10 protein-coding genes and 1 pseudogene are annotated in these 14,219 nt (G+C 46.6%); 10 read left to right on the top strand and 1 reads right to left on the bottom strand.

Annotated elements, in window-relative coordinates:
• The 3 genes from prfB to ung all read left to right on the top strand — a co-directional run.
• The coding region (gene prfB, locus UXZ23_RS15410) for a peptide chain release factor 2 (RefSeq protein WP_320821425.1) at window positions 1-693 on the top strand (693 nt) is incomplete at its 5' end.
• 67 nt (window positions 694-760) lie between these two features.
• Window positions 761-2,284 carry a lysine--tRNA ligase gene (lysS, locus tag UXZ23_RS15405; protein WP_320821424.1) on the top strand — a complete coding sequence of 508 codons (1,524 nt, stop codon included), beginning with the start codon at window positions 761-763 and terminating at the stop codon, window positions 2,282-2,284.
• A gap of 388 nt (window positions 2,285-2,672) precedes the next feature.
• The gene (gene ung, locus UXZ23_RS15400; protein WP_320821423.1) at window positions 2,673-3,356 is read left to right on the top strand and encodes a uracil-DNA glycosylase; all 684 of its coding nucleotides are present in this window, start codon (window positions 2,673-2,675) and stop codon (window positions 3,354-3,356) included.
• Here the strand turns inward: ung and UXZ23_RS15395 are convergent.
• Entirely contained in the window at window positions 3,341-5,377 is a 2,037-nt protein-coding gene (locus UXZ23_RS15395) for a methyltransferase domain-containing protein (protein WP_320821422.1), read from the bottom strand. The genes ung and UXZ23_RS15395 overlap by 16 nt on opposite strands.
• 277 nt (window positions 5,378-5,654) lie before the next feature.
• Between UXZ23_RS15395 and fliS the strand changes: the two genes are divergently transcribed.
• The 7 genes and pseudogenes from fliS to fliG all read left to right on the top strand — a co-directional run bounded on the left by fliS (window position 5,655) and on the right by fliG (window position 14,218).
• Window positions 5,655-6,116, top strand: a complete 462-nt coding sequence (gene fliS, locus UXZ23_RS15390) for a flagellar export chaperone FliS (RefSeq protein WP_320821421.1) — start codon at window positions 5,655-5,657, stop codon at window positions 6,114-6,116.
• 250 nt (window positions 6,117-6,366) lie between these two features.
• Window positions 6,367-7,821 (top strand): annotated as a pseudogene (locus UXZ23_RS15385) (sigma-54 dependent transcriptional regulator).
• Window positions 7,822-8,280: 459 nt separating this feature from the next.
• Window positions 8,281-9,492 carry a sensor histidine kinase gene (locus tag UXZ23_RS15380; RefSeq protein ID WP_320821420.1) on the top strand — a complete coding sequence of 404 codons (1,212 nt, stop codon included), beginning with the start codon at window positions 8,281-8,283 and terminating at the stop codon, window positions 9,490-9,492.
• Window positions 9,493-9,523: 31 nt separating this feature from the next.
• Window positions 9,524-10,882, top strand: coding sequence for a sigma-54 dependent transcriptional regulator (locus UXZ23_RS15375; protein ID WP_320821419.1), 1,359 nt, complete (start codon window positions 9,524-9,526; stop codon window positions 10,880-10,882).
• 150 nt (window positions 10,883-11,032) lie between these two features.
• A complete protein-coding gene (gene fliE / locus UXZ23_RS15370; protein WP_320821418.1) occupies window positions 11,033-11,470 on the top strand; it encodes a flagellar hook-basal body complex protein FliE in 438 nt (145 codons plus the stop codon).
• A gap of 11 nt (window positions 11,471-11,481) precedes the next feature.
• A complete protein-coding gene (gene fliF / locus UXZ23_RS15365; RefSeq protein WP_320821417.1) occupies window positions 11,482-13,200 on the top strand; it encodes a flagellar basal-body MS-ring/collar protein FliF in 1,719 nt (572 codons plus the stop codon).
• A gap of 7 nt (window positions 13,201-13,207) precedes the next feature.
• On the top strand, window positions 13,208-14,218 hold the full coding sequence (fliG, locus tag UXZ23_RS15360) for a flagellar motor switch protein FliG (protein ID WP_320821427.1): 1,011 nt from the start codon (window positions 13,208-13,210) through the stop codon (window positions 14,216-14,218).
• The last annotated feature ends 1 nt before the right edge of the window (window position 14,219 follow it).

Raw genomic sequence — 14,219 nt, 5'->3', positions numbered from 1 at the left:
TCTGGCGGCACTGAGGCTCAAGATTGGGCCAACATGATGTTGCGTATGTACCTTCGCTGGATTGAAGCTCACGGTTTTAAGGGTGAGTTGATGGAAGTTTCCGAAGGTGAAGTCGCTGGCATTAAAGGCGCAACCATTCGTGTTGAAGGCGAGTATGCTTATGGCTGGTTGCGCACCGAGACTGGCGTACACCGTTTGGTGCGTAAGAGCCCGTTTGACTCAGGTAACCGTCGTCATACATCGTTTTCTTCGGTGTTTGTGTCTCCCGAAGTAGATGACGATATTGATATCGAAATCAATCCGGCGGACTTACGCATCGACGTATATCGTGCATCGGGAGCTGGTGGTCAGCACGTTAACCGTACGGAATCTGCGGTACGTATTACTCACCTTCCGACCAATATTGTGACTCAGTGTCAGAATGATCGCTCGCAGCACAAGAACAAAGATCAAGCGATGAAGCAGTTGAAAGCCAAGCTGTATGAGCATGAGATGCAAAAACGCAATGTTGAAGCCCAAGCGCTTGAAGATAGTAAGTCGGATATTGGCTGGGGCAGTCAAATTCGTTCTTATGTATTGGACGATGCACGTATTAAAGATTTACGTACCGGCGTTGAAACACGCAATACAACAGCGGTATTAGACGGCGATTTAGACCAGTTTATTGAAGCGAGTTTGAAGAAGGGTATTTGATCCTCTCACCTGCGAAAACTGCGTTAAAACCAAATTTCAAGATTTACCCGACAGAGAAGGGTGTAACATGACCGATCAGATTCAAACCGTTCAGGATGAAAACAAACTCATTGCCGAGCGTCGCGCTAAATTAGAAAAGTTGCGTGTAGACAACGCTGCGAATGGTCATCCAAATGATTTTCGTCGTAAAGATTTAGCGGCTGCGTTGAAAGCCGGGCATGGCGAAAAAGATAAAGAAACCCTACAAGGTCTTGGTATTGAAGTTGCTGTTGCTGGCCGTGTCATGCGTCGTGGAGGCCCATTCGTGGGTATTAACGACAGTACAGGTAGCCTGCAAATATACGTGGGTAAGGCTCTGCAAAAAGAAAGCGAAGCATGGCAGCTGCTGGATATGGGCGACATTGTTGGCGCTAAAGGTACGTTGCAATTATCGGGTAAAGGTGAACTTTATTGCGAAGTGACCGAGCTTGAAAACTTCCGTATCCTGACTAAATCACTGCGCCCGTTGCCGGATAAATTCCATGGTCTTGCCGACCAAGAAATGAAATACCGTCAGCGTTATGTTGATTTAATTATTAACGAAGAAACGCGTCGTACCTTCTTAATTCGCTCTAAATTGATCGAAAGTATGCGCTTTTATTTGTCGCAAAAAGGTTTCTTAGAAGTCGAAACCCCAATGCTGCAAACCATTCCGGGTGGTGCTTCGGCGAAGCCATTTGAAACGCATCACAATGCGTTGGATATTGATATGTTCTTGCGTATCGCACCGGAGCTGTATTTAAAGCGTTTGGTTGTTGGTGGCTTTGATAAAGTATTCGAAATTAACCGTAACTTCCGTAACGAAGGTTTGAGCACACGTCACAATCCTGAATTCACTATGATCGAGTTTTATCAGGCTTATGCCGATTATAACGATCTAATGGATTTGACTGAAGACATGCTGCGTTTCTTAGCGCAAACCGTTTTGGGCACGACGATTTTGCCGTATGGCGAAGCGGAATACGATTTTGGTAAGCCATTTACTCGCATCACCATGGTTGATGCCATTATTAAGTACAATCCAAATATGGATCCAGCGGTGCTTAACGATGCAGCCAATAATATGGACACGTTAAAAGAATACGCAAAAAGCGTTGGTGTACCGGTATCTGCCAAGCAATCTGCTTGGGGCCCTGGTAAATACATTTGCGAGATTTTCGAAGCAACGGCTGAAGAAAAACTCGACCAGCCAACCTTTATTACCGAATACCCATGGGAAGTATCACCGCTGGCACGTCGCAACGATGCCAACCCATTTGTGACTGACCGTTTCGAATTCTTTATTGGTGGCCGTGAATTGGCTAACGGCTTCTCAGAATTAAACGATGCTGAAGACCAAGCCGCGCGTTTCCGTAAGCAAGTGGAAGAGAAAGACGCCGGTGATGACGAAGCCATGCATTACGACGATGACTACGTTCGTGCGTTGGAATACGGCTTGCCACCGACGGCTGGCCAAGGTATCGGTATCGACCGTTTGGTTATGTTGTTTACCAATAGCCATACCATTAAAGACGTGATCTTGTTCCCGCATATGAAGCCATTGGCGGAGTAGTTTGATAGCGGCTTAGGCCGCTGTTTTGGTGTCTCTGGCCTAATCGTGGTTATTTATTGCGGCAAGCTTAGAGGCACGAGACGACATGCTTTAAACAGAATGTATCGACGGTGTTGTAGGAGCGATTCAGCGAACGTTTTTTGTTCGTAGTCGCGATGGAGTGTGATTTTCAGACCGCATTCGGCACTGCTCGCTTCGCTCCCTGAGTACCTCCTACAATTTCCAGAGTACCTCCTACAATTTCCTGAGTACCTTCTATTGTTCAAATAGAGATGAATACCTGTAGGAGCGATTCAACGAACGCTTTTTGTTCGTAGTCGCGATGGAGTGTGATTTTCAGACCGTCAGTAATGTTATTATCCCTTTCATTTTTCTTAGGATGCACTTCATGCCTAATTTCCAACAAAGCCCTCTCGATCCATCTTGGCAGCGTGTTTTAGGCGCGGAGTTCGATAAACCTTACATGCAAAAACTAGCGGCGTTTTTGGCGGCTGAAAAATCCGCTGGTAAGGTGATTTTCCCATCTGGGCCACTGATTTTTAATGCCTTTAATCACACGCCATTTGAGCAGGTACGGGTGGTGATTATTGGTCAAGATCCTTATCACGGTGACGGTCAGGCTCATGGTTTGAGCTTTTCTGTTCCTGAGGGTATTAAACCGCCACCATCTTTGCTGAACATTTTCAAAGAAATTGAGAGCGATCTCGGTGTTACTATGTCTGGGGGAGGGGATTTAACGTCGTGGGCAAATCAAGGTGTATTGTTGCTGAACGCCATGTTGACGGTGGAACAGGCTAGCGCGGGGTCACATCAAAAGAAAGGCTGGGAGACCTTTACCGACACTGCTATCGCCGCACTGAATGCCGAGCGTGAGGGTTTAGTATTTTTACTCTGGGGCAGTTACGCGCAGAAGAAGGGCAAGGCGATTGATCAGACCAAACACTTAGTACTGCAATCGGCACATCCATCGCCTTTGTCTGTGTATCGTGGATTTTATGGTAGTAAACCTTTCTCGCAAATTAATCAGTATCTGACCGCCCGCGGTCAGACACCGATTCAATGGCAGTTTTGAGGTTTTCTGACGTAGAACTGATACATACCGGCAAAAATAGCCGGTTCTTTCTGTTCTAATTCGTCCCAGTCTTCAATTGTCATCGTGTCTGGTGTTTTACCCAGATGTTGCTGAGATAAAGCGCGGGCGTTGCTGGGTGGCACAATGCCGACCCATTCGAGCCCTGCGTTTCTTACCAGATCATCTATTTCAGTTAAATTGAATACGTGTTCTTGTTCGTGGAATAGCAAGTCACGGCATGCGCTAAGACTATAGAAATCATCGGATTGCAGAATATTATTCCAATCACCTTCAACATTACCTTGCAGCAGGGCTTCACGTACCAGTCGGATTTCTTCATTGCCGCGCGGTAATTGGTCTTTCAATTGATGACGCAGTGCTGCAATATTTAATCGGGCTGTACGACTGTATAGTGCTATTTTCATCAAGCCGCCGGCCTTCAGCTGGCGTGCTAAAGCGTAAAGTCCTGCTTCGGGATTTTCCATGTGATGTAGGACGCCAGAGCATTCAATAATATCGAATGATTGTCCTAAGCGTTCGCTGACTAAAATATCACCTTGAATAAAATCAATGTCTTTTAAGTTACGCAGATGTGCTTGATATCGGCCATATGATAACGCTGTGCGGCTTAAATCCATCGCGGTTACATTGAGTTTTTCGAAATAGCGCGAAAGACGTAATGCATGACGCCCCGTACCACAGCCCGCAACCAGCACATTGAGTGTTTTATGGATGCTGGGTAGGTCATTTAATTTATACGGAAATAGTGCTTTTAATGATGCATAGTAATTCGCTGGTTGGTTGTAGCCCAACGCTGTCCAACGAGGGTACGGATGCTCATCATACTGGGCTTGTACTCGGGTCGATACCGTGTTGCTGCTAACACCTAAATTAGGAATGGTTAACCCTTGTTGGTGCATGGCAAACGTATCGCTCACGCTGGCTTTTATTAGCGGTTGCATTAAGGCTGGCCATTGCCATTCACGCTCGGCTAAATGTTCAAATGTGCTGGTGTTGGCGGCGGGTTTATACATTAAAATTAGCAGTATAATTGGATAGCAGTCATCAATACCTAAGGTATTTATGGCGAGCATTTTTTCGCTAACGATGCATAGCTGTTTAGTTAAGTTCTCTTCTGTGTGGTTGATGTACCAGACCGACTCATTTAAAAAACATTGATACGCTAATGCACATACTAGTGGCAGATATTCATTACGAATAGCCAATTGACGGCTACAACTAATCAGTAATGTTTGACGCAAAGTCATTAGCAGTCTCTCAATGAGAGGATCGCTGAAATAAAACTTGGTTAAGCAAGTTAATAACAGTGGATCGCGGGCAATTTCGTCGAGTTCTAAAGGACATCCAGCTTCGGATAAACGTAATTTGTGCTTAATTAACGACGTCGCTAGCGGGCGCAAATTGCTGTAGTCGACGTCAGGGAATTCGAGATAGCGTAGCAGATCTTGCTCTAGTTCCGCTGAATAGAAATCGGCAACGATGTTGTTGGCTGCTTCAAATAATTTATTGCGAATTTGTGGGTCGTTAGCCTGAGTTTTGGCCAATTCTCGATATTGTTGAAATGCTTCAAGATAATCTCCTTGAAGCAATTTAACGTGGGCTAAGAAGGTCGCCGATTTAGTATTTACACGAGAAATTCGGCAAGCACGACTAAAAAATTCTTCTGCTTGGTCGAGTTCTCCGCGAGCCAAGGCAATATGACCAGCACTGTAAAGTAAGCTGGTACTTTTAGGTTTTAGGCTTAATCCTAAATGCGCCCAGTGCTCTGCGCGGTCAAGGTGCTGGCGTTGCAATTCAATACGTGCCAGCAAGTTGATACCCGGAAGGTAATTGGGTGCTAGTTGATAAGCTTTTATCGCTAAATCATTAGCTCTTGCCATCATGGTTTCGTTGCCACGACGCACGGCGTCGCTATAACAGCGGCTTGCAGTGTCCATCAGTATCCGGTGGTCTCCCGGAGGGCTGACCGCTGCGCGTGTAGTTCGTTGTGGGTTGGCCATAATCGGCACCTCAATTTCGAGTGTGTATGGCCTATCAGCAGAATTTGTGCCACTTTTTAATCTGTTGATTTATATGGTTTTTTTAACCTAATAATAAAAAGACAGGCAATGCAGCACCGCCTTGCCGGGCAAGGTGTTGCCGCTTTGGTGTAGTCTTGTGGGTCTCGAGAATATGTCGAGAGCGGTTGGGATGTTGAAACTTCCTGACAAAAAAAAGTTAAAGAAATTGATTCGGTGGCCGCAAACATAATCAGGCCCATACGATTCAGGAGACGCCATGATGTATAAGTCAGGTGCCAAGCAATACCAGCAAGTGAATGTGACATCGGAAGTGTTGGATGCGGATCCGCACCGGTTAATTCAATTGCTGATGGAAGCAGCTCTTACCCGCATGGCGCAATCGAAAGGTGCTATTGAGCGCAAGGATATGGAAGAAAAGGCCAAGTTACTTGGTCGGGTTGGAGAAATTATTCAAACTCTACAGTCGAGTTTGGATCATCAAGGCGGCGGTGACATTGCCAGTAATCTTGATCGCCTCTACGACTACATGATTCGCCGCCTACTGGAGGCTACCCGTCATAATAACGTTGATATGATCGATGAGGTGATGGGGCTTATGTTAGAGGTTAAAACCGGCTGGGATGGGATTCGTGAGGAGTATTTGCGCGGTGCTCATGGTCGTCAAACTCCGGTAGATAGTTCCGATTCTGGGCGCCTCGGCAGCACTATTTCAGCCTAATACCTGTACTGTAATTATTATCCCTTTCATACAAATCCCTGATTTATCAGGGATTTTTTCTTGTCATTTGACGACACATTCAGATATAAATGGCGCCTGTGAAGTTTATAGCAGTAATAACAATTATTTAACGTCAGAAGTTTGACTTACTGCGATTTTACTACTTAACTGAAGAATACTAAGTCAATCAAATGACGTTTCAGAGTATGAAATCCATACCTGTCATCATAGGAAGGAAAGGCTGAGCGCCATGTGGAGAGAAATAAAAGTACTGTTGATAGATGACAATGCGCAACGTCGCCATGATCTAAAAGTAATCTTAGATTTTCTTGGCGAAGAAGCCATTGTGGCGCAAACGAATGACTGGCGCCGTGAAGTTGAAGGCCATGTCGAGGATAGTACGGACATCAGTGCTGTCATTTTAGGTGACAGTGCCACAACCCCTATGGCTGATGTGGTGGAAGCGATTCTGTCTTGGGATAAAGGCATGCCGATCTTGTTTATGGGATCAGATTCGCCTGAGTCTATGCCAGAAAATCTGCGTCGTGCTCTGTTAGCAGCCATCGAAATGCCGCCGAGCTATAACAAGCTGCTCGATAGTTTGCACCGCTGTCAGGTCTACCGCGAGCAATACACCCACAATCGCAGTCGTGGCGAACGCCGCGAGGTTCAGTTATTCCGCAGTTTGGTCGGTACCAGCCGTCAGGTTCAGCATGTGCGCGAGCTGATTATGCAGGTTGCTGATAAAGACGTCAGTGTGATGATTCAAGGTGAGTCGGGTACGGGTAAAGAAGTGGTTGCGCGCAATCTGCATTACCATTCGCATCGCCGCAATAAGCCGTTTGTACCCGTTAACTGCGGTGCTATTCCGGCATAATTATTAGAAAGTGAACTGTTCGGGCATGAGAAGGGGGCTTTTACCGGTGCTATTAATAGCCGTCCTGGCCGTTTTGAAATGGCGGAAGGCGGAACGCTTTTTTTAGACGAAATCGGCGATATGCCCCTTAATATGCAGGTTAAGATCCTGCGAGTTCTGCAAGAACATACATTTGAGCGCGTCGGTAGTAACAAAACCATTAATGCTAACGTACGTATCATAGCTGCAACGCATAAAAACCTCGAAACCATGATCGAGGATGGTAGCTTCCGCGAAGATTTGTATTACCGCCTAAACGTATTCCCTATCGACATGCCATCTTTGCGCGAGCGTGTTGAAGATTTACCTTTGCTATTGAATGAGTTGATCTCTCGTCTTGAAAACGAAAAGCGCGGTTCAATTCGTTTTAACTCGGCTGCCATTATGTCGTTATGCCGCCACGATTGGCATGGCAACGTACGCGAACTTGCCAACTTGGTAGAGCGTTTGGCTATTCTGCATCCGTATGGTGTTGTAGGCGTTAATGAATTACCGAAGAAATTCCGTCATGTAGATGACGGTGATGAAAGCCTTGCGTTACCTGTGGTCGCTGATGTGACTCAAAGTGAAGGCTTAGCGGGTGTTGATAGCCCTGCATTGCTGCCGGTGAATGGCTTAGATTTACGTGAATACCTGCAAGATCTGGAGTGTTCGTTAATCCAGCAAGCGTTAGATGACTCCAATGGTGTTGTCGCTCGCGCTGCCGAGAAATTGAATATTCGCCGCACGACCTTGGTCGAGAAAATGCGCAAGTACGATTTGCAGCGTAAAGAAAAAGATACAGCGTAAGAAGCTAGGTACCGCTTAAATAGATAGATACTGCAAAAATAAACGGGGCTTCGGCCCCGTTTTTAGTTCGAAACCATTGGCGCTTCTCGCTACTCGCTTACGCATGTAGGAGCGACTCAACGAACGCTTTTTGTTGGTAGTCGCGAAGGGTGTCGGCACTGCTCGCTTCGCTCCCTGAGTACCTCCTACCGATTCAATTCATCTACCGATTTCAATTCATCTACCGATTTCAATTCATCTGCAGGTTCTAGTTTAGGGTGCCGTCTCGTAGGAGCGACTCAACGAACGCTTTTTGTTCGTAGTCGCGATACCGCTATTGCAGAAACAACGCCATTCCGCCTGCTTTCCGTCTCAATTTTTATATAAAAAAGCCAATTAACTGTCATGCGGGCACGCTAATTGCTCTAACCCTATAAAGTGTGTTTTTGACGTCGGATTACCGGCGCTCTTGAGGGTGTTATGGCAAATGCAGCATTGAGTCATCAGGAGACGAATGTCGTCCCTGTTGCTCCACAAATGGACCCGGCTGAGCTAAAGCGCGCATTTCATATGTTTAATGAGATGTCGCAGCAGCTAACGGATTCCTATGCATTTCTCGAAAATAAGGTTGAGCAACTCAGCGGTGAACTCGCCACAGTGTCAGCTCAGCGGATGCAGGAACTAGCGGAAAAAGAACGCTTAGCTGATCGTCTTGAAAGCCTATTGCAGATGCTGCCTGCGGGTGTTTTGTTGCTCGATGAAAATGGCTTCGTCGTGCAGAGTAATGCTGGTGCAAATGAATTACTACTCGCTGCTTCTGGCGCTGATACTTTGGTTGGGCAGCGCTGGCGCGTGATTATCCAACGTTGTTTTAAACCGCGCCGCGACGATGGCCACGAAATTTCATTGGTGGATGGTCGCCGCGTTAGCTTACGTACAACGGCGATGGTTAACGAACGTGGTCAGTTAATTTTATTAACCGATATGACGGAAACCCGTGCCCTACAAGCCCAGTTGAGCCAGCATGAGCGCTTATCCGCCATGGGTAAAATGGTCGCGTCATTAGCTCATCAAATTCGCACGCCGCTCGCCGCTGCGACCTTGTATGCAGGGCATCTAGCCTCCAACGATTTACCCGCTCCCCATCGCTTAAAGTTCGCAGGCAAGCTGCAAGAGCGTTTGCATCATCTGGAAAGCCAAGTGCGCGATATGTTGATTTTTGCACGGGGTGAAGCGCCATTGAATGATGAGGTGACGTTTGCCGAATTAATGGCGGGCGTTACTGCGGCGATGGAAGTTCCTCTTAGCCAATATCGCGCTGAGTGTATTGTCGATAACCGCATTGAAGGCACATCTTTTATCTGCAACCGCGATGCCTTAATCAGCAGCATGATGAATTTAATTAATAATGCGTTGGAATCTTGTGAACACCCGATTCGCATCCGAATTGTATTAACAGAAGCTCAAGATGGACGCGCTCGTATTCAAATTATGGATAACGGCCCCGGCTTAGAACCGCAGCAAAAAGCCCGCATGATGGAGCCATTTTTCACCACGAAGAGCAATGGTACTGGGTTGGGTTTGGCAGTTGTTCAAGCGGTGGTGCGTGCGCACCACGGTGATTTTTTGTTGGCGGATAGCCCGATGGGCGGTGTTTCAGCAGAACTATTTTTACCGCTAGTGGGTAACTAATTAGCGGTCGATTTTACTGGAGGAAATGATCATGCGTTTACTGGTTGTAGAAGATGATCCGCGCTTGCGCGAAGCGATTGTCGATACCTTAATGTTAAAGGGTTATGAAGTTTTTGAAGCTCCGAATGGCATTGAGGCAATGGCAATTCTACGCAGCCATACATTGGATTTGGTGCTGTCGGATATCAATATGCCAGGGATGGATGGCTTAGAATTGCTGGATCAGATAAAGGCTCAGCATCCTTGGTTGCCGGTATTATTGATGACGGCTTATGGCGATGTTGGTCAGGCGGTTAAGGCAATGCAACGCGGGGCGAACGACTATCTGATGAAGCCGTTTGAATTACGTGAATTGGACGCCTTGTTAAAGCCCTTTACTCAAGATGTGTCGGTTGAAGTCGATGAGTCTGAACCGGTATGCGAAGCCGCGTCTTCGCAGCAATTGTTTCAGATGGCCCAGCGTGTGGCGCAAACCGATTCGACAGTATTGATCAGTGGTGAGAGCGGTACAGGTAAAGAAGTGCTTGCTCGTTATATTCATCAGCAATCGAGTCGTAAGCATCAACCTTTTATTGCTATTAACTGTGCAGCTATTCCAGAAAATATGTTGGAAGCTATGCTATTTGGTTATGAAAAAGGCGCATTTACCGGAGCGTACAATGCTATGCCGGGTAAATTTGAACAGGCTGAAGGTGGCACGTTATTGCTGGATGAAATTACCGAAATGGATTTAAGCCTGCAAGCCAAGTTGCTACGCGTTATTCAAGAGCGGCAGGTCGAACGTTTAGGTGGTAAGAAAACGCTGGATTTGGACGTACGTATTTTAGCGACGACGAACCGAGATTTAGCGGACTACGTGGCGGAAGGCAATTTCCGTGAAGATTTATATTATCGCCTTAGCGTATTCCCATTGAATTGGTTACCGCTGCGTGAGCGTCGTGAAGATATCATTCCTTTAGCTAAACGCTTACTGACTCACCATGCCGGTAAAATGAAGCGTCCAGTGCCAAAAATGTTGCCAGAAGCTGAACAGAAAGTACTCGCACATAGCTGGCCGGGTAACGTTCGTGAATTAGATAATACCATTCAGCGAGCCTTGATTATGCAAACGGGGCCGCAACTACACCCGAACGATTTGATTCTGACTCCGGTGCCGAAAAACCGTCAGCATGAGATGCCTGCCAGCGTCGTTTTACCGGCGGAGGAGGGCGAGTTGGGTAGCGATTTACGTACTCGAGAAGTAGAACTTATTGTCAAGGCACTAAAAGAAGAGCCTAGTCGCAAGGGCGCTGCTGATCGTTTGGGTATTAGCCCAAGAACCCTGCGTTACAAGGTTGCGCGCTTGCGCGATGAAGGTGTTGATGTCGAATCTATGGTGTCTTCTTTTTAAACTTTCCTCCTTTCCCTCCCTTCGCCCTTAATTCTGGCAAGCAAGTTGCAACGTCAGAATAAAGGGCATGAAAACTGCCGAAAAGTGTCAAAAAATAATGATACGCCATCATGAACTCACAGCAGTCAGGGTGGCAACGAGGGGTGCAGTATGATTGATCGTGTCGATGTCAGTTCCGTTTTAATGCAGATGCGTCAGGTAAAAGATACGCTGCGCACGCAGCTCGAACAGTCTATTAATTCAGCACCGGCCAGTCGTGGGGTTGAAGGCCTGCTGCGCTCCGACTCAGTGGCTCGTCCACAAAGTATCGGTGATGTGAATCGCGTTAATGCCGATAGCATGAAAGTCAGTGGCGATAATACGGTTCCTGATTTTCAGACTATGTTTAAAAACGCGATTGATAACGTCAACGAAAATCAAAAAGTCGCTGGAAGCTTGGCCACCCGTTTTGAGCAGGGGGACGCATCCATTGACTTACCAGAAGTCATGATTGCGTTACAAAAATCCAGCGTGTCTTTTCAAGCGATGACCCAGGTTCGTAATAAACTGGTCGAAGCGTATAAAGACGTCATGAATATGCCGGTTTAATGGGTTGATGTATGGATAATGTACCAGCACAAGCGATGGCAGGAGTAGGCGCTGAAAGTACTAGCGGCACGGAAGCAGCGACAACCTCAGCATCTACAGAAACTCGCAGTGATTCTCATCCGCTCATGGCGGGTTTCGGAAAATTAAATATTGTCCGCCAAGCCGCCGTTATCGGTGGTATCGCATTAGTGATTGCCTTGGTGGTGGCTATTTTTATTTGGTCACGCGAACCCACTTTCAAACCGCTTATTCACCGCATGCAAGATCACAATGCTCAAGACATTGTCGAGGTATTGCAGCGCGAAGATATTCCTTTTCAAATTGATCCAGTAACGCAGATATTAATGGTGCAAGCCAGTGATCTGCATGAAGCGCGCATGAAGCTTGCGGCAGCGAGCTTAATTGATGACAAAACAGTTGGACTAGAAGTATTAGAAAAAGATAGTACGTTAGGTACGAGTCAGTTTATTGAAAATGCGCGTTATCGCCGCGGTCTTGAGGGTGAGTTGGCGCGTACAATTGCCAGTGTCAAAAGTGTTCGTAATGCTCGTGTGCATTTAGCACTGCCAAAACAATCTGTTTTCGTGCGCGATCAACGTAAACCGAGAGCATCGGTGTTTTTAGAGTTATATCCGGGTAGTGATTTATCGCGCGATCAGGTTGAAGCCATTATGAATTTGGTGGCGTCGTCGGTAAGTGAAATGGATCGCGCAGACGTCTCTATTGTTGATCAAAAGGGTAATTTACTGTCCAAAGTTGCGCCAGAAGATACCGGTGAGATGATGGCAACCCGACAGCTTGAATATTCAGAGAAGGTTGAAGAAACCCTTACTCAGGCGGTTAATAATATTCTTAAGCCTGTGTTAGGTGAGGCTAATTATAAAGCAGAAGTATCTGCCGATATTGATTTTACTATTCAGGAACAAAGCGAAGAGTTATTTAATCCAGATTTAATTGCGTTACGCAGTGAGCAATTGGTTGATGAATCAAATGGTGGAAAAGATGCTGGCGGAATTCCAGGCGCATTGTCGAATCAACCTCCTGCCGCGGCCACGGCACCAGAGCAAGCATTAGGCACAGGTGCTGGTAATGCAGGCGTAACAGGTAAGCGTCGCTCAGAAGCTACGCGCAATTATGAAGTGGATCGGACGTTGAGCTACAAACAAAGTCAGGTTGGTCGTATTCAGCGTTTAACCGTTGCGGTTGTGGTGAATGATCGAGAAATAATGAATGCAGATGGCGATGTGGTACTTCAGTCATGGACCGATGCGGATCTGCAGCGCTTAGAAGTGTTAGTTAAAGATACGGTAGGCTTTAATGCTGCACGCGGCGATAGTGTTAACGTGATTAATTCGCCATTTATGGGCAAGGGTGAAACATCGCTGGGTGATCCAGATTTTTGGACACAGCCTTGGTTCTGGGAAATCATGAAACAAGTCTTGGCGGGTCTATTTATACTTGTACTGATTTTTGGTGTGATCCGCCCAACGATTAAAAGCATTGCAAGCAGAGGTCGTGACGATGAATCTAGCCTATTGGATGATTTAGAAGATGCCGAAGCGGGATTGGATGATGATCGTGTAACACTGGCTGGTATGGATGAATATTTATTACCAGGCGCATCAGAAAGCTATGAGCGTCAGTTAGATGCACTGAAAGGTCTAATTGCCGAAGATCCTGCGCGTGTTGCTCAAGTGGTTATTGGATGGGTGAACGAAAACAATGGCTGAGAATACGATGCCCGAAAATGCACTAGCGAGTTTAAGCCGTGTTGAGCGCGCTGCTATTTTGCTCATGACATTGGGTGAGAAAGACGCTGCTGAAATTCTGAAACACATGGGGCCGAAAGAGGTGCAACGTGTGGGTACGGCAATGGCGACCTTGAAAAATATTAATCAAGGCCAAGTCGAAGGTGTGGTCTCTGAATTTTTAGATGCGGTGAGCGGCCAAACGGGCATGGGTTTGGGCTCGGATGACTATATTCGCAATATGCTGACACAGGCTCTTGGTAACGATAAAGCCGGTGCATTAATTGATCGTATTTTACTCGGTGGTAATACCACCGGACTTGATTCATTAAAATGGATGGAGTCACGCCAAGTTGCTGATTTAATTCGTCATGAACATCCGCAAATTCAGGCGATTGTAGTTTCGTATTTAGATGCCGATCAATCGGCTGAAATTCTATCGAATTTCGACGAAAAAGTGTGTCTAGATATCATTATGCGGGTAGCAGCATTAGAAGCAGTGCAACCTGCGGCGTTGCAAGAATTGAACGATATTCTAGAACGTCAATTTTCAGGCAAGGCGGGTTCGCAAACAACCAGTATGGGGGGTGTCAAAGTGGCGGCGAGTATCGTCAACTTTGTGGACAGTACCATTGCTGCGGAATTGCTCGAACAAATCAAAGAAGTGGACGAAGATTTGGGTACTCAAATTCAAGATCTTATGTTCGTATTCGACAACTTGGTGGATGTCGACGACCGTGGCATTCAGGCTTTGATGCGCGAAGTATCGACCGATCTTTTGGTTGTGGCGTTGAAAGGTGCGGATCCTCTGGTGCAAGAAAAAATCTTCAAGAACATGTCGAAGCGCGCTGCCGAATTGCTGCGTGATGATTTGGAAGCGAAAGGCCCAGTTAAAGTGAGTGAAGTTGAAGCGTCACAGAAAGAAATTCTTACTATTGCTCGCCGCTTGGCAGACGCAGGTGAGATTGTCTTGGGCGGCGGTGGCGAGGCCATGATGTAAT

It is taken from the genome of Thalassolituus sp. (assembly GCF_034111725.1).
Classification (GTDB): Bacteria; Pseudomonadota; Gammaproteobacteria; order Pseudomonadales; family Oceanobacteraceae; genus Thalassolituus.
Note: the sequence above shows the minus strand (reverse complement) of the source record. Positions and strands in the feature narration are given on the sequence as shown.

What these genes read in the sequence shown, in the direction of transcription:
- lysS (WP_320821424.1), top strand. Translation starts at nt 761, where the DNA reads ATGACCGATCAGATTCAAACCGTTCAGGATGAAAACAAACTCATTGCC.
- ung (WP_320821423.1), top strand. Translation starts at nt 2,673, where the DNA reads ATGCCTAATTTCCAACAAAGCCCTCTCGATCCATCTTGGCAGCGTGTT.
- UXZ23_RS15395 (WP_320821422.1), bottom strand. Translation starts at nt 5,377, where the DNA reads ATGGCCAACCCACAACGAACTACACGCGCAGCGGTCAGCCCTCCGGGA.
- fliS (WP_320821421.1), top strand. Translation starts at nt 5,655, where the DNA reads ATGATGTATAAGTCAGGTGCCAAGCAATACCAGCAAGTGAATGTGACA.
- UXZ23_RS15380 (WP_320821420.1), top strand. Translation starts at nt 8,281, where the DNA reads ATGGCAAATGCAGCATTGAGTCATCAGGAGACGAATGTCGTCCCTGTT.
- UXZ23_RS15375 (WP_320821419.1), top strand. Translation starts at nt 9,524, where the DNA reads ATGCGTTTACTGGTTGTAGAAGATGATCCGCGCTTGCGCGAAGCGATT.
- fliE (WP_320821418.1), top strand. Translation starts at nt 11,033, where the DNA reads ATGATTGATCGTGTCGATGTCAGTTCCGTTTTAATGCAGATGCGTCAG.
- fliF (WP_320821417.1), top strand. Translation starts at nt 11,482, where the DNA reads ATGGATAATGTACCAGCACAAGCGATGGCAGGAGTAGGCGCTGAAAGT.
- fliG (WP_320821427.1), top strand. Translation starts at nt 13,208, where the DNA reads ATGCCCGAAAATGCACTAGCGAGTTTAAGCCGTGTTGAGCGCGCTGCT.